The organism is Corynebacterium tardum (genome assembly GCF_046717785.1).
Taxonomy (GTDB): Bacteria; Actinomycetota; Actinomycetes; order Mycobacteriales; family Mycobacteriaceae; genus Corynebacterium.
In genome coordinates this window covers 220403-234409 of sequence record NZ_CP177104.1, presented here as the reverse complement: position 1 = coordinate 234409, position 14007 = coordinate 220403, and the positions used below count along the sequence as shown (strand labels likewise).

At 63.2% G+C, this 14007-nt stretch carries 16 protein-coding genes, 1 tRNA gene and 2 pseudogenes; 5 read left to right on the top strand and 14 right to left on the bottom strand.

What is annotated here, in order from left to right; genetic code table 11:
- The first annotated feature begins 90 nt into the window (after positions 1-90).
- Positions 91-1575 (top strand): IS30 family transposase, encoded by a 1485-nt coding sequence (locus ACLI1P_RS01125; RefSeq protein ID WP_411709160.1) that lies wholly within the window; start codon positions 91-93, stop codon positions 1573-1575.
- On the opposite strand, the pseudogene ACLI1P_RS01120 reads toward ACLI1P_RS01125, so the two are convergent.
- The 9 genes and pseudogenes from ACLI1P_RS01120 to nth all read right to left on the bottom strand — a co-directional run.
- Positions 1494-1790: pseudogene (locus tag ACLI1P_RS01120) on the bottom strand (IS110 family transposase); the annotation flags it as partial. The gene ACLI1P_RS01125 and the pseudogene ACLI1P_RS01120 sit on opposite strands and share 82 nt — an antisense overlap.
- A gap of 241 nt (positions 1791-2031) precedes the next feature.
- The gene (locus tag ACLI1P_RS01115; RefSeq protein ID WP_158014665.1) at positions 2032-2334 is read right to left on the bottom strand and encodes an RHS repeat-associated core domain-containing protein; all 303 of its coding nucleotides are present in this window, start codon (positions 2332-2334) and stop codon (positions 2032-2034) included.
- On the bottom strand, positions 2243-2785 hold the full coding sequence (locus ACLI1P_RS01110) for a hypothetical protein (protein ID WP_158407792.1): 543 nt from the start codon (positions 2783-2785) through the stop codon (positions 2243-2245). Before ACLI1P_RS01110 ends, ACLI1P_RS01115 begins: the two co-directional genes overlap by 92 nt.
- A gap of 234 nt (positions 2786-3019) precedes the next feature.
- Positions 3020-3352 (bottom strand): annotated as a pseudogene (locus ACLI1P_RS01105) (integrase core domain-containing protein); the annotation flags it as partial.
- Positions 3258-3521: a hypothetical protein gene (locus tag ACLI1P_RS01100; protein ID WP_236684082.1), complete on the bottom strand. Its 264-nt coding sequence runs from the start codon at positions 3519-3521 to the stop codon at positions 3258-3260. The pseudogene ACLI1P_RS01105 and the gene ACLI1P_RS01100, both read right to left, overlap by 95 nt.
- 134 nt (positions 3522-3655) lie before the next feature.
- On the bottom strand, positions 3656-4900 hold the full coding sequence (locus tag ACLI1P_RS01095) for a MarP family serine protease (protein ID WP_411709211.1): 1245 nt from the start codon (positions 4898-4900) through the stop codon (positions 3656-3658).
- Positions 4884-5561, bottom strand: a complete 678-nt coding sequence (locus tag ACLI1P_RS01090; RefSeq protein WP_408929961.1) for an NUDIX hydrolase — start codon at positions 5559-5561, stop codon at positions 4884-4886. Before ACLI1P_RS01090 ends, ACLI1P_RS01095 begins: the two co-directional genes overlap by 17 nt.
- Positions 5558-6127, bottom strand: coding sequence for a TlpA family protein disulfide reductase (locus tag ACLI1P_RS01085; protein ID WP_408929960.1), 570 nt, complete (start codon positions 6125-6127; stop codon positions 5558-5560). Before ACLI1P_RS01085 ends, ACLI1P_RS01090 begins: the two co-directional genes overlap by 4 nt.
- Positions 6124-6792 (bottom strand): endonuclease III, encoded by a 669-nt coding sequence (nth, locus tag ACLI1P_RS01080; RefSeq protein WP_411709210.1) that lies wholly within the window; start codon positions 6790-6792, stop codon positions 6124-6126. The genes ACLI1P_RS01085 and nth overlap by 4 nt, the downstream gene beginning before the upstream one ends.
- A gap of 346 nt (positions 6793-7138) precedes the next feature.
- Between nth and glxR the strand changes: the two genes are divergently transcribed.
- Entirely contained in the window at positions 7139-7822 is a 684-nt protein-coding gene (glxR, locus tag ACLI1P_RS01075; protein WP_296133421.1) for a CRP-like cAMP-activated global transcriptional regulator GlxR, read from the top strand.
- Between the two features lie 136 nt (positions 7823-7958).
- Here the strand turns inward: glxR and ACLI1P_RS01070 are convergent, their stop codons facing one another.
- The 4 genes from ACLI1P_RS01070 to ACLI1P_RS01055 are packed head-to-tail and all read right to left on the bottom strand — an operon-like array spanning position 7959 to position 9772.
- Positions 7959-8771 carry an MBL fold metallo-hydrolase gene (locus tag ACLI1P_RS01070; protein WP_296133423.1) on the bottom strand — a complete coding sequence of 271 codons (813 nt, stop codon included), beginning with the start codon at positions 8769-8771 and terminating at the stop codon, positions 7959-7961.
- A gap of 18 nt (positions 8772-8789) precedes the next feature.
- On the bottom strand, positions 8790-9248 hold the full coding sequence (locus tag ACLI1P_RS01065; RefSeq protein ID WP_296133425.1) for a RidA family protein: 459 nt from the start codon (positions 9246-9248) through the stop codon (positions 8790-8792).
- A complete protein-coding gene (locus ACLI1P_RS01060) occupies positions 9248-9409 on the bottom strand; it encodes a DUF4177 domain-containing protein (protein ID WP_010189965.1) in 162 nt (53 codons plus the stop codon). Before ACLI1P_RS01060 ends, ACLI1P_RS01065 begins: the two co-directional genes overlap by 1 nt.
- A gap of 27 nt (positions 9410-9436) precedes the next feature.
- Positions 9437-9772: a WhiB family transcriptional regulator gene (locus tag ACLI1P_RS01055; protein ID WP_296133427.1), complete on the bottom strand. Its 336-nt coding sequence runs from the start codon at positions 9770-9772 to the stop codon at positions 9437-9439.
- 172 nt (positions 9773-9944) lie between these two features.
- Here ACLI1P_RS01055 and ACLI1P_RS01050 point away from each other — a divergent pair, with 172 nt between their 5' ends.
- Entirely contained in the window at positions 9945-12380 is a 2436-nt protein-coding gene (locus tag ACLI1P_RS01050) for a transglycosylase domain-containing protein (protein ID WP_411709209.1), read from the top strand.
- 7 nt (positions 12381-12387) lie between these two features.
- Here the strand turns inward: ACLI1P_RS01050 and ACLI1P_RS01045 are convergent, their stop codons facing one another.
- The gene (locus ACLI1P_RS01045; RefSeq protein WP_296133431.1) at positions 12388-12852 is read right to left on the bottom strand and encodes a GatB/YqeY domain-containing protein; all 465 of its coding nucleotides are present in this window, start codon (positions 12850-12852) and stop codon (positions 12388-12390) included.
- 41 nt (positions 12853-12893) lie between these two features.
- On the opposite strand from ACLI1P_RS01045, the gene ACLI1P_RS01040 reads away from it, so the two are divergent.
- Both ACLI1P_RS01040 and ACLI1P_RS01035 read left to right on the top strand, forming a co-directional pair.
- Positions 12894-13799, top strand: coding sequence for a metallophosphoesterase (locus ACLI1P_RS01040; RefSeq protein WP_411709208.1), 906 nt, complete (start codon positions 12894-12896; stop codon positions 13797-13799).
- 87 nt (positions 13800-13886) lie between these two features.
- Positions 13887-13963, top strand: a tRNA-Pro gene (locus ACLI1P_RS01035).
- The last annotated feature ends 44 nt before the right edge of the window (positions 13964-14007 follow it).

Below are 14007 nucleotides of genomic sequence, written 5' to 3'. Positions count from 1 at the left end.
GCTCTGGAATCTGATCGATGCAAAAGACGATTGCCATAGGGCGGCGGGCTCAGGTGGTGAATGCATCTATACAGCTGGGAGGTTGTGTAGATGTCAGGTGACAAGAAGCTACGTGAGCAGTTTGTGGAGGCGTATCTGCATGATGCGCGTCCGATGCCATTGATCCTGAAGGAGTTGGGGGTTTCGAAAGCTCAGGCGAGGGCGTGGCGTCAGGCTGAGGGCCTTAGCCGTGCTCGGCGCCAGCGGAGTTTGGTTGACGAGCAGTATCAACACGTTGTTGCTTTGGTTGAAAGCGGCCGGTCTGTGCTCAGCGCAGTTAAAGAGGTCGGGTTCCCTCAGCGGTTGGCCTATAGCTACCTTGCCCAGGACGGGTTTGAGCTCGTCCAAGGCAACCGTGGTGGAACCGCACAACACCAGCGGGATCGCATCGCTAAAGCTTTACAGCTTGTTGATGCTGGCAAAAGCTATAAACAGGCCGGTCAGGTAGTTGATCGCAGTGATGCCACGGTTAAAGCGTGGCATCATAATCGCATGTCTGGGCGTTTGATACTCAATGATCATCCCACTGAATCCGAATCGAAGGTAGGACGCGGAAAGCGTCTTATCCGCCATGACCGAATAGCGATAGGCTACCTGCTTAAACAGGGGCTTACTCACCGTGAGATTGCAGCCCAACTGGGCCGCAACCAGTCGACGATTAGCAGGGAAATCGCCCGTGGGATGACTGAGCATGGCTACGATGCCCTCGTGGCACAAAAGCGGGCTGTGGACCGTTTAGCCAGGCCTAAACCCCGCAAACTCGATACCAACCCGCAGCTGCGTGCCTTGGTCATCGAGGGATTGAACACGAAGTGGTCGCCTGAGCAGATTTCGAACTATCTTGCCCGCTGCTTCAGTAAAGGTGGGGATATGTCAATTAGCCATGAAACCATCTACCAAGCTCTCTACATCCAAGCTAAAGGTGCTTTGCGCCACGAGCTGAAAGTAGAAAAAGCGCTGCGTTCTGGGCGGACCGGACGAAAGCCACAATCACGCCTGCCAGCCCGCGGTAATCGAAGCTGGATTGGTGAGGACTACCGCATCAGCGAGCGCCCTGCCAGCGTTGAAGACCGCGCTGTCCCAGGACATTGGGAAGGCGATCTCATCATCGGACAAGGAGGAAGCACTGCACTCGTGACCTGTGTGGAACGCAGTACTCGCTACACCATGATCCGCAAACTGGATGTTCATGATTCCGCCACAACTGTCGACAAGTTAATCGAGATGTTCACCGGCAAAATACGCAACATCACCAAGACTCTCACCTGGGACCAAGGCGTTGAATTAGCCCAAGTAGACAAGCTGAGCATCGCACGTGGACTAGCAGTCTACTTCTGTGATCCGCACTCGCCCTGGCAGCGCCCTACCAACGAAAACACTAACGGGCTAGTCAGAGACTTCCTACCTAAAGGAAGCGACTTTAGTACCCTGACCGACAAGGATGTCCAACACATTCAAGACCTTCTCAACGGGCGCCCCAGAAAGGTCCTCAACTGGTATAAACCCGAAGAGAAGATACAAGAACTATTCAAGTGATGCATCCACCACTTGAAACCGCCGGCGTTCTTTAATTTTTTGTTGCCAGCCCGGTTAGGCGAATTCGACATGATAGACGTTCCTGACTGATTCGTCCGCGGTGATAGCCCTGCATAGGATGCTAGGTGCGCTGCATCGGGGAAGTCGGACATATCGCCAACAGTCATGAGGATCTGCGCTGCGCTACGCGGGCCGATACCAGGCATGGATAAAAGAATCTCGGTCTGCGGAATGTCCTGAATCAGCTTGAGTACCTGCGCTTCGATTTCTTTACGATGCTCGAGTTTGGTTAGTGCATCTGTGGCGGACATTGCTACGCCAAGTTCGGCGTATTCTGCGCCGGCAATGGATACGGTCTGTTCGTGGATGGCAGCAAGCATGGCATCGAGCTTTTGGAATTCTGGCATTGACTGAAGTTCCTTGACCGTGACCTGGTGGCATTGAAGTCCCAGGTAGTCATGCCAGTTCGCTGCGTGGTCGACGTAGCCTTGTGCGCTGGCTGTGCGTGGGACAACACCTAGGGGGGTCTTGGGCGTTGTAGATGCCAGCATCCGGGTGGTAGTAGCGGAAGCGGTTGTATGCCCACCCGGACTCGTCGTCCAGGTATTGGCCGGCAAACAACAGTGGCGAGGTCTCGTCGCCGGTCCAGGTGCGAGTGCCGTAGAGACTATGGCGGGCTGTACCTACGATGTTCCCGGTGGTGGGGTGGATGAGTTCTTGTGGGCTGCCGGTCAGATCGGTGACAAGAGAACTCGGCATCGACCAGTGCCTGGTCGACCGTATCAATGTCGCTGAGATTGTTTTCTGGGTGGCCACCACCATGCGCAATGGCTTCGCTGGTGTTGTTGGTGGTGGTGTTGATGGCTTCCTTGGCGACGCGGCGTCCATAGGGGTCGTAGATGTAGCGCCACCCGAGGTGTTTGTTGTCGGAGGAGATAAAACCGATGGGTTGTTCATTGGTGGCGTAGAAGAATTCGTGCACCAAGGGTTTGCGGGATAGGCGCTTGGTGACGGTGCGCACCACACGCCCAGCATCGTCATAGGTGTAGGCGGTTCGTCCTACACGCACCGGCTTGGTGCCGACAAAGTCAACAGCCGAGTCCGCTGCAGCACTCGTTGCGTTGTGGTTAGCGTGACCGTTGAGCCCTGGGCGACTGGTAGCCCCGGTGACTGGTGAAGCTGCAGCAGTCGAGCCGGTCGTGGTGGTCACGCTGGTTGTGCTTGGCGTATCAGCGTGGAGTGCAGTGAGTACGCCTGCCAGGCTGAGACCATAGAAAATCCGCACTCACACGCTTGCCGATGCCGCGGAAAATCTGCGTCTGTTTCTACCACGCGTTGTGCGTGTTGGAAGCGTTAGTTGTAGAGGATGGCGGTTGCGTGGTTTTTGGTGGCTGCGGTGGTGTAGAAGTCGATGAGGGTGTCGAGTGAAGTGCCCCGGGTTTTCCTAGGCATTTGCCTTAACTTCCATTGTTTCTCGGGCCGGGTGTCGGTTCCAAAATTCTGATTCAACCTCCGTCGGCGTGCGGTACCCCAAGGACTGGTGGAGTCTGGACTCATTCCACCAATTCACCCACTCAAACGTTGCGATCTCCACCTCAACCACGTCGGACTATTTCCGGCTATGAATGAGCTCATTCTTGTACGAACCGTTGACGTTCTCGGCCAAGGCATTGTCATACGAGTCACCGACGGTGCCGATAGAAGCGGTAATACCATGTTCGGCCAAACGTTCGTTGTAGATGATGCTTACGTACTGCGACCCATGATCCGAATGGTTTGCCGCTAAAGCGGGTGGGGCCGAAGTACACCTGGTTAAGGTGTGAAAGCTCGGTGGCATCGGCGGCATCGGCGCCGAGCGCGCGGAGCTTATCGGGTGTGCCAGGTATATGTTCCACCAGCGCAATCCCCGAGTTGCGTAGGCGGAGGTAGGTTTCGATATCCCCCATGAGCACAGAGACTAAAACAGCACCAGCCACCCCGCAACCGGAGGAAGAAAATCCCTGCTTAGAAAGGTGAGAGGAGAAAGTATCTCACAGGTGGGGTTAATGCCGACCAAGGGGAAGAAAAGCGCACGCGAGAACTAGCCGACGCAGGAGCCGGTAGGGGTGGCGTTGACGAGTTGCGTCACGTCACCCACGTGGCCGCGCACCTCGTCGGCAGTGAGGGCGTAGCCTGTGTCGGAGTCCTCCACGGACGCGCCAAAGACCACGCCGAGAACCTGGCCGTCCGTGTTAATCATCGGGCCGCCCGAATTGCCCTGGCGGATGGAGCCGCGCACCGTGTAGGCATCGCGCTCCACACGGCCGGTGGAATAGATGTCCGGGCCGGCAATCGTCAGCCGGTCCCGGATGCGCGCCATGCCCGCGTTAAACGGCCCGGACTGCGGGAAGCCCAGAACCACGGCGTCGTCGCCCGTGACCGCCGGCTGCTCTGCCCACGGCAGGGGCTCAATCCCCAGCTCCGGGCTGTGCAGCACCGCGATGTCCACGTCCGGGTTGTAGTACACCACGTCGGCATCTTTCAGCCCCAGCACCGTATCGAGCCGCACCTTGTCCGTGCCGGCCACCACGTGCGCGTTCGTGATGACGTAGTCCTGCGCCGTGACGAAGCCGGAGCCCATGAGGCGGCGCGAGCACGCCTCGGCATCCCCCAGCACGTGGATGACAGACGGGCGCAGGCGCTCCACCATCTCCGGATCGTCCACGTCCTGCGCGGGGGCATCCACCTGCACGGTTGAACCGGAGCCCTCCCACGGCGAGACCAACGGCGGCAGGCCGGACTCGTTGAGCATCGCCGCCACGCCATTGGGCAGGGCGGACAGCTGCGACGGCGCCGCCGAGTTCAGGCCGCTCAGAATCCGCGAGCTGCGCAGGGCCTCACCGGGCTGGCCGCCCAGGTTGGACGCCAGCGGCAGCGACACCAGCCAGATGACCACGATGGCCGCCACCGCCTGGAACACCGCGCCGATGGAGGAATCCACGCGCTGGCCGGAGCGCGTGCGCATGCGGTCCCGCAACGCGGCGCCAATCGACGCCCCCACGAGCTGCCCCAGCCCCACCAGCAAAATCAGCACGCCGATGGCCAGCAGGAAGCGCAGCGCCGCCTGCTCCGTGAGTTGCATGACCAGCGGCGCTACCGCCGTGCCTAGCACCAGGCCCGCGATAACGCCCACCGCCGCCAGCACGGCCGTGAAGGCACCCTGCCGCCAGCCCACGCGCACGGCGAGCAGGACGGCAATGACAATGAGGATGTCAACGGCAAAGGTCAAGGCGGGGTTACTTTCAAGGCAAGGGAGAAGTGGGCAGAAACTAGACCATCTTCTCATTATTCAGGGAGCGGGTGAGGGATTCACGCAGATCGTGCACCGTATTCTTATCCCACTCTACGGCCCAGCCGGCGTGGTCCAGCAATCCTGACAGCACGCCCGCCGTAAATCCCCACACCAGGTAGCCGCGCGCCCGGAACGCCGGCCCCTGCCACGGGCCGAATCCCACCGTCAGGCGGTTGGCCGGGGCCACCAGTTCCCGCAGCGGAACGGTGAACACGTCATCCGTTTCCGCGGGGCTGGCCGGCCACACGGCGCCGGGCTGATGCCAGTACGCCAGCACCGGGCTGACCAGGTTGCCGGTGGCGCGGATATCCAGCGCGCCCCACTGCTCCAGCGGGGTGACCGTGGCGCGGTCGAGCCCGGTTTCTTCCTCAGCCTCACGCAGGGCGGTGCCGACCAGAGAGGCGTCCGTGTCGTCGCGCCGGCCGCCGGGGAAGGCGATCTGCCCGGAGTGCGAGCGCAGCGAGGGCGAGCGGTGCGTGAGCAGGACCTCGCCGTTGTCAAAGCTCGAGCCCTGAAACAGCACGAGGACCGCGGACTCGCGGCGGCGCCGGGCGGCCGGCACGCGGGTTACCAGGTGCTTTTGCACCGCGGTGGTGTCCACGCCGAGCGCCGGCCGCAGCCACGCCGGCGTGCGGTGCGGCTCGAGACGGCTCACCCCACGGCCTCCTCAACGGCCTTGTCCAGCTCCTCGGCGGAGGTGAAGGGCTTGACAAACTTCTCCACCACGTCGCCGTCGCGCACCACCAGCGTGATGGGGATAACCCCAGGCAGGCCCAGCGTGCCGGCGAAGGTGCCATCAGAGTCCTGGTAGCTGGGGAGGTCCACTCCCAAATCACCGAGCAGCGCGGCGCCGTTCGCCGCATTGGAGTCCGCATGCACGCCCACGACGTTCCACGTGTTGTGGGAGCGCGCCAGGTCCTGGAAGAAGGGCAGCTCCGTGCGGCACGGCTCGCACCACCAGGCCCACACGGTGACGATCTGGATATCCTTGGCCGCCGCGCTGCTCGACGCCCCCAGGCACGGCAGGTCCACGCCCGCAATCGGCCCCTCGGGGCACTTGGGGCGCTCGGCCACCTCCTGCTCCTGCGACTGCGGCACGGCCACCTCCGGGGTGTCGTCCTCCAAGAGGTCAACGACGCCCACCACCGCGAAGGCGGCGATAATGCCGGCGACGAGGACGCTAACCTTGACCGAGGTGGGCCATCGGGAGTACTGACTCATTGTTCCACCTTAACCCGCGACGGACACCACTGGGCCAGAACGCAGTCCCCGCACTGCGGCTTCCGCGCAGTGCACACACGGCGGCCGTGCAGGATCAGCCGGTGGGAGAAGACCGTCTGCTCCTCCAAGGGCACCAGCGCGGCGACGTCCTTCTCAATCGCCCGCGGCGTCTTCGCCGCTGAGAGCCCCAAGCGGTGGCTGAGCCGAGTGACGTGCGTGTCCACGGTGATGCCGGGCAGGCCGAAGGCGTTGCCGCGCACGACCAACGCGGTCTTGCGGCCCACGCCGGGCAGCGACGTCAGCTCCGCAATCCCGCGCGGGACTTGGCCGTCGAAGTCTGCGACCAGCTTCTCTCCAATACCAATGAGGTGGCCGGACTTGGCGCGCTGGAAGCCGAGCGGGCGCAGGATCTCCTCGAGCTCGGCACGGTCGGCCGCAGCGTACGCGGGCGCCGACGGGTAGGCGGCAAAGAGCGTGGGCGTGACCTGGTTGACGCGGGCATCGGTGCACTGCGCGGACAGGACGGTGGCGACGAGGAGCTCAAGCGGCGTAGTGAAGTTGAGCTCGCAGTCCGCGTCCGGGTATTCGGCGGCCAGGGCGGCGCGGACGGCCGCCACGGCACCGTCGGCACGGTCGGGGTTCAGAGAGTCGCGGTCACGCTGCATAGCTGCGATCCTAGCGCCAGCAGGTAGGGTGAGAAACATGATTTCGCTTGTCCTGTTAGTACCGCTATGCCTCGCCCTGTTTGCCATGCTCATGGAAAAGTTGGAGGCCACCGCCTTCGAGAACTAGGGCGCACATTAGAGGCCTGTGATTATTTTTCACACCGCTGGAAATAGTGACAAATTACACTGTATGATGTTGGGCAGTGTCTCGTGGCGCCCCGGGATGCGGGAGCGTCAACATCAGTCGAAACCAGCTTGCGCCGTACCTCAGTGGTGTCACACAGTGTCAACAGAGTCACTTCAGGTCACTTCGGGTCACGTTGGGCGCGGGCTTTAAGGAGTAACAGTGGAAGGCGTACAGGACATTCTCTCGCGCGCTGGCATTTTCCAGGGCGTCGATCCGGTCGCAGTACAGAACCTCATCGAGCAAATGGAGACTGTACGGTTCCCGCGCGGCACCACCATCTTTGATGAAGGCGAGCCGGGTGACCGCCTCTACATCATCACCTCGGGCAAGATTAAGCTGGCCCGCCACGCCCCCGATGGCCGCGAGAACTTGCTCACCGTGATGGGGCCGTCCGATATGTTCGGTGAGCTCTCCATCTTCGATCCGGGCCCGCGTACCTCCTCCGCCGTGTGCGTCACCGAGGTCACCGCGGCCACCATGAACTCGGAGATGCTCAAGCAGTGGGTTGCGGACCACCCGTCCATTGCCCAGCAGTTGCTGCGCGTACTGGCCCGCCGCCTGCGCCGCACCAACGCCAACCTGGCGGACCTCATCTTCACCGACGTGCCGGGCCGCGTGGCCAAGACCCTGCTGCAGCTGGCCAACCGCTTCGGCGTGCAGGAGGGCGGCGCGCTGCGCGTCAACCACGACCTCACCCAGGAAGAGATTGCCCAGCTCGTCGGCGCCTCCCGCGAGACGGTCAACAAGGCACTGGCCACCTTCGCCCACCGCGGCTGGATCCGCCTGGAGGGCAAGTCCGTGCTCATCGTCGATACCGAGCACCTGGCCCGCCGCGCCCGCTAGCACCGTGGGGGGGCAGCTCAGCCCCCGCGGAATACCCGGGCTAAAACCGCAAGAAAGTCCTCCGAGATTCTCGGAGGACTTTCTGTTGTCTAGTCCTGGTGCCGCCCGGGAGTTACCCGGAGGCAGGGTGGTGCACCTACTGCTGTGCCGCGAGGTACTTCAGCGCGGTGCGCGTGGACTGCTCGGCGGCGTGGCGCAGGACCGGGTCGACGTCGTCATACATCTCATCCACCAGTGTCCTCAGATCAACATCCTCACCCAGGCGGGAGTGGATCTCCTTGATCTGATCCAGGCGGTGGTGACGGCGGTCAATGTACTTGCGCGCGAACGCCGAGGTGTCCTCCGCGTCCGGGCCGTGGCCCGGGAGAAGCGGCACGTCCTTACCACGCTCCTCCAGCATGTCCAGGGTCTTGAGGTAATCAGCCAAATCGCCGTCGGTTTCCGAAAGCAACACGGTGTGGCGTCCGGCGATGGTATCACCGGTAATGATGCCCTCCAGCGTGGAGTTCTTCGCCTCCGCGGACCACACAAAGAAACAGGTGGAGTCAGCGGTGTGGCCCGGGGTGTGGACCACCTCGAGCTGCGGGGTGACACCGTCGACGGTGACCACTTCACCGTCGCTCAGCGCATCGGCCCCGTTGCAGTAGTTCGGGTCGAAAGCGCGGATGGGTGCTCCGGTGAGCTGACGCAGGCGCTGGGCGCCGGATGCGTGATCATCGTGGCGGTGCGTGACTAGGATGAGCGCGACCTCGCCCGCCTTCGCGGTCACCACGTTGAGGTGTCCCTCATCCTCCGGGCCCGGATCCACCACGATGGCGCGAGAGTCCTCCGAGGCGCGAACGATCCAGGTATTCGTACCCTCCAGGGCGGTGTAACTGGGGTTATCGCACAGCACGACACCGACGGATTGGCTTACGGGACGCAATTGGCTATATGCAGGATGCTCCATGGTTCTAACCCTATCCGATTACTCAGCGATCTCTACGATGACTTCGATCTCCACGGGGGAGTTCTTGGGCAGCACCGCCACCCCCACCGCGGAGCGGGCGTGAACGCCGGCCTCACCGAACACCTCACCCAGGAAGTCAGAGGCGCCGTTGATGACCGCTGCCTGCTCGGTGAAGGAGGGGTCAGAAGCCACGAAGCCCACCACCTTCACCACGCGGGTGACCTGGTCCAGGCCCACGAGGGCGTCAACGGCCGCCAGGGCGTTCAGGGACGCGGTGCGGGCCAGCTCCTGGGCCTGCTCCAGGCTGACCTCAGCGCCCACTTTGCCGGTGGCGGGCAGCTCGCCGCCGACAACCGGCAGCTGGCCGGAGGTCCACACCTGCGAACCCACGCGGGTGGCGGGAACGTAGGAGGCCAGCGGCGCGGCCACGGAGGGCAGTTCGTGGCCCAGCTCCTGGAGGCGCTCCCGGGCACCCATTAGGACTCCTCCAACGGACGCTTGAAGTACGCGACGACGTTCTCCGGGTTCATGCCCGGGGTGATGGTGACGAGCTCCCAGCCGTCTTCACCCCAGGAATCCAGGATTTGCTTGGTCGCGTGAGTTAGTACCGGCGCAGTGGCGTATTCCCATTTAGTCATGCGTCCCATGCTACTAAAGACTGGGCACTAAATCCCGACGAGTTCGCCACCTTCTGCGAGGTAGTGCGCCCAGTTGGTGATGTGCGGGTTCTTGCGCAGCAAGGCACGGCGCTGACGCTCGGTCAGTCCACCCCACACGCCGAACTCCACGCGGTTATCCAGCGCATCGGCGCGGCACTCATTGAGGACCGGGCAGTGGCGGCAGATGACGGCGGCCTTGCGCTGCTCGGCGCCGCGCACGAAGAGCGCGTCGGGGTCGCCGTTGCGACACTTTGCTTGGGTGACCCACTCACCACGCTCGGTGGTCGTCGAGGCATTCTTTACCAGCGAGGACCGTCCTGCACCCTTCACGCTGACTGTCATAGCTAGGTAACTCCTTCCAAGCTCCCGCCCGATAGAGAACATGAATAACTCTCCACAAGACGGAATATGATGTACCACTGGTAAGTCTATTCACAGAAGTGCAACCCTGTCTAACACGTCACACTTTAGGGGGGTCTCCCGGATCGCGGTGTCACCACGTAGTGTGTGGAGGGTGACTGTCTTCAAATCCCTGGGAAAGCTCGTCCTCTCCACCGTGCTGGTCGGCGTCCTTATCGCTCTGGGCATAGCCCCCATTGCGGGTATCGGCGGTGTAGCCGTGGCTCGCACCAATGAGACGATGCAATCCGACCTCCAGGACCTCACCGACGGCGACGCGCCCGGCGTGAGCACCATCCTGGATGCCAAGGGCAACACGCTGGCCTACATCTACGAGCAGCGCCGCCACCCCGTGACCCCAGACAAGATCTCGGACGCCATGAAACAGGCCATGGTGGCCATTGAGGACCGCCGCTTCTACGAGCACGAAGGCGTGGACCTCCAGGGCAACTTCCGCGCTTTGTGGACCAACCTGGCCGCCGGCGGCGTCTCTCAGGGCGCTTCCACCATCGATCAGCAGTACGTAAAGAATTACCTTCTCCTCGTCAACGCGAAGACGGACGAGGAGCGCCAAGCCGCCACCGAGCAATCCGTGGCCCGCAAGCTGCGGGAGATGCGCATGGCCACGGACATCGACTCCCAGCTGAGCAAAAACGAGATCCTCACCAACTACCTCAACCTGGTGTCCTTTGGTAACCACTCCTTCGGCGTGGAGGCCGCCGCGCGCACCTACTTCGGCACCGATGCCGCCCACCTCACCGTCCCGCAGGCTGCGATGCTGGCGGGCATCGTGCAATCCTCGGAGTACCTCAACCCCTACACCAACGAAGAAGGCGTGCTGGAGCGCCGCAACGTCGTGCTCCAGTCCATGGTCACCAACGGCACCCTCTCCCAGGAGGACGCGGACAGCTATGCCCAGGAGCCACTCGGCGTGCTGGACTCCCCCGCCACCTTGCCCAACGGCTGCATTGGCGCCGGCGACCGCGGCTTCTTCTGTGATTACGTCCTCAGCTACCTCGCGGACAAGGGCATTGACCAAGAGCAGCTCGCCCGCGGCGGCTACACCGTCAAGACCACACTGGATCCGGACGTGCAGGATCAGGCCCTCAACGCGGTGCGCGCCAACACCGCTCCGGACGCGGCGGGCGTGGCCGAGGTCATGAACGTGGTCCAGCCGGGCACCGATTCCCGCAAGGTGCTGGCCATGGTCTCCTCCCGCACCTACGGCCTGGATCTGGAGAACAACGAGACACTCCTGCCCCAGCCCAACTCCCTGGTGGGCAACGGCGCGGGCTCCGTGTTCAAGCTCTTCACCGCCGCGGCCGCGCTCGAGTCCGGCTACGGCATCAAGGACCGCCTGACCGTGCCGCAGCGCTACGAGGCAGAAGGCCTAGGCTTCGGCGGCGCGCAGAATTGCCCGCCGAACAAGTACTGCGTGGAAAACGCCGGCAACTATGCCTCCACCATGACCTTGCAGGACGCGCTGGCCTACTCCCCCAACACACCCTTTATCCAGCTGGAGGAGCAGCTGGGCGTGAGCCGCGTGGTGGACATGGCCGTCAAGCTCGGCCTGCGCTCCTATAAGGAGCCGGGCAGCTACGACGGCGACAGTTCGATTGCTGACCACGTCAAGGACGCCAACCTGGGCTCCTTCACATTGGGCCCCACCGCCGTCAACGCGCTGGAGCTGTCCAACGTGGGCGCCACGGTAGCCTCCCAGGGCATGTGGTGCGAGCCCAGCCCCATCGTGGACGTCAAGGATGCCCGCGGCAACGAGGTCTACCTCAAGCGCCCGCCGTGCGAGCGCGCCGTGAACAAGGAGGTAGCCAAGGCCCTGGAGAACAACATGACGGCCGATACGCAGAAGGGCACCGCCTCCGAGTCGGCGCGGGCCGCGGGCTTTAACGGCGAGGCGGCGGCCAAGACGGGTACCACCGAGTCCAACCAGTCCTCGGCCTTCCTGGGCTTCAACTCCCGCGTGGCGGCCGCGCCCTACATCTACAACGACGGCACCTCCACCACCCCGCTGTGCACCGCGCCGGTGCGCCAGTGCCCCAGCGGCAACCTGTTTGGCGGCAAGGAGCCGGCAGCGACGTTCTTTACCATGGCGGCCACTCTCCCCTACGCCGCGCAGGGCACGGTTCCGGATTACGATCGCGCCTACGATTCGGGCACTGTTTCGCCGCTTATCGACAGCTTGAAGGGCAAGTCCGAAAAGCAGGCCCGCGAGGCCCTGGAGAAGGCCGGATTCACCGTCAAGACCACGCAGGTACCCGCGCCCGGCGTGGGCTACGGCAAGGTGGTGCGCGTGATTACCGGCAGCGCCGGCACCAAGAAGGGCGCGGAGGTCACGCTGCAGCTTTCCGACGGCTCCGCGGCCGCCGCCCCCACCGGCGATAGCTCTGCATCAGGCAACTACGGCTACCAGCCGCCTGCCGGGGGCGACACTGGAAACACCGACGCCCCGGCACAACAGGGTGAGCAACCGCTGATTGACCAGGGCGACGTGGATCAGTTTGCCAACGACGTGCGCGACTTCTTCGGGCTCTAGTTGAGCTCTAGTTAAGCGCCGCCTTCACGGCGGTGGACAGACGCTTGCCGTCGGCGCGGCCGGCGGCCTTGGCGTTGGCCACCTTCATGACGTTGCCCATCTGCTTGATGGTGACCGGCTCGCCGGAGTCCTTTTCCACCTCGGCGATTGATTCGGCGACGAGGGCGTTCAGGGCGTCGTCGTCAAGCTGCTCCGGCTGGTAGGCCTCGAAGAAGGGAACGTCAACGAGCTCCGCCTCCGCCAGCTCCGGGCGGCCGTTTTCCGAGTACACCTCAGCGGACTCGCGGCGCTTCTTAATCTCGCGAGCAATGACCTTGAGCACGTCCTCATCAGTCAGCTCGTGGCGTGCACCGGAGGTCTCCTCCGCCTGGATGGCGGACAGGAGGGAGCGAATGGCGGAGGTGCGGGCCTTATCCTTGGCCTTCATGGAGGTCTTCAGGTCTGCGCGGATGGTTTCTTTCAACTCACTCATGCCCTTCAATCTACGCTAGCGGGCCAGGTAGGGTGGGAAGGGTGAAGATTTCCCCGATTATTGGCGGACTCGCCGCCGCTGGCCTGGGCTGCGCCGCGTGGGCGCATTCCGAGCTCACCAAGTTTGAGCTCAAGGAGTACACGCTGCCGCTGCTCGCCCCCGGCACGCTGCGCGGGTCGCGTGAATTCCGCATCCTGCACGTCTCCGATCTGCACATGATCCCCGGCCAACAGGCCAAGATTGACTGGGTCTCCAGCCTTGACCGCCTGGACCCAGACCTGGTGGTCAACACGGGCGACAACCTCTCGGACAAGGCCGGCGTGCCCGACGTCCTCCGTGCCCTGGGCCCGCTGCTGGACCGGCCCGGCCTGTTCTGCTTCGGCACCAATGATTACTGGGCGCCGCGCATCCCGAACCCGTTCAACTACCTGGTGGGCAAGAAGAACACGCCGTCCTACGTGGACCTGCCGTGGAAGGGCATGCGCGCGGCCTTTATTGAGCACGGCTGGCAGGACGCTAACCAGGCGCGCGTGGAGTTCAAAGTGGGCGGGGTCCGCCTGGCCGCTGCCGGCGTGGACGATCCACACCACGACCTCGATGACTACTCCGAGATCGCCGGCGCCCCCAACGAGGACGCCGATCTAGCCCTCGCGCTCCTGCACTCCCCGGAGCCCCGCGTGCTGGAGAAGTTCGCCGCCGATGGCTACCAGCTCTCCCTCTCCGGCCACACCCACGGCGGCCAGTTGTGCCTGCCGTTCAAGGTCGGCGGCTCGCGCTCCATTGTGACCAACTGCGGCATCGACCGCGTGCGCGCTTGGGGCCTGCATAAGTTCGGGCCGATGTTCATGCACGTCTCCAACGGCCTGGGCACCTCCAAGTTCGTCCCCTTCCGCGTCTTCTGCCGCCCCTCCGCCACGCTGCTGCGCATCACGGAGAAGCCCGCCTAGACAGCACGGACACCACGCTCACGCTGCCGTTTTGTTGTTTCTACCCGGCGTGCGTTACAGTATTCCGGTACCGCTTAGAACGGACACCGGGATATGGCGCAGCTTGGTAGCGCGCTTCGTTCGGGACGAAGAGGTCGCAGGTTCAAATCCTGTTATCCCGACCACTAACCCGCAGGAAACTGCGGGTTTTCGTCGTTTTGCCCCTTTA

Bases quoted from the DNA above. Each gene is read 5' to 3' on its own strand.
- ACLI1P_RS01115 (WP_158014665.1), bottom strand. From the start codon at position 2,334: ATGCCGAGTTCTCTTGTCACCGATCTGACCGGCAGCCCACAAGAACTC.
- ACLI1P_RS01070 (WP_296133423.1), bottom strand. From the start codon at position 8,771: ATGGAGCATCCTGCATATAGCCAATTGCGTCCCGTAAGCCAATCCGTC.
- ACLI1P_RS01100 (WP_236684082.1), bottom strand. From the start codon at position 3,521: ATGGGGGATATCGAAACCTACCTCCGCCTACGCAACTCGGGGATTGCG.
- ACLI1P_RS01055 (WP_296133427.1), bottom strand. From the start codon at position 9,772: ATGACAGTCAGCGTGAAGGGTGCAGGACGGTCCTCGCTGGTAAAGAAT.
- ACLI1P_RS01095 (WP_411709211.1), bottom strand. From the start codon at position 4,900: ATGAGAAGATGGTCTAGTTTCTGCCCACTTCTCCCTTGCCTTGAAAGT.
- nth (WP_411709210.1), bottom strand. From the start codon at position 6,792: ATGCAGCGTGACCGCGACTCTCTGAACCCCGACCGTGCCGACGGTGCC.
- ACLI1P_RS01085 (WP_408929960.1), bottom strand. From the start codon at position 6,127: ATGAGTCAGTACTCCCGATGGCCCACCTCGGTCAAGGTTAGCGTCCTC.
- ACLI1P_RS01065 (WP_296133425.1), bottom strand. From the start codon at position 9,248: ATGGGTGCCCGGGAGCGCCTCCAGGAGCTGGGCCACGAACTGCCCTCC.
- ACLI1P_RS01125 (WP_411709160.1), top strand. From the start codon at position 91: ATGTCAGGTGACAAGAAGCTACGTGAGCAGTTTGTGGAGGCGTATCTG.
- ACLI1P_RS01045 (WP_296133431.1), bottom strand. From the start codon at position 12,852: ATGAGTGAGTTGAAAGAAACCATCCGCGCAGACCTGAAGACCTCCATG.
- ACLI1P_RS01060 (WP_010189965.1), bottom strand. From the start codon at position 9,409: ATGACTAAATGGGAATACGCCACTGCGCCGGTACTAACTCACGCGACC.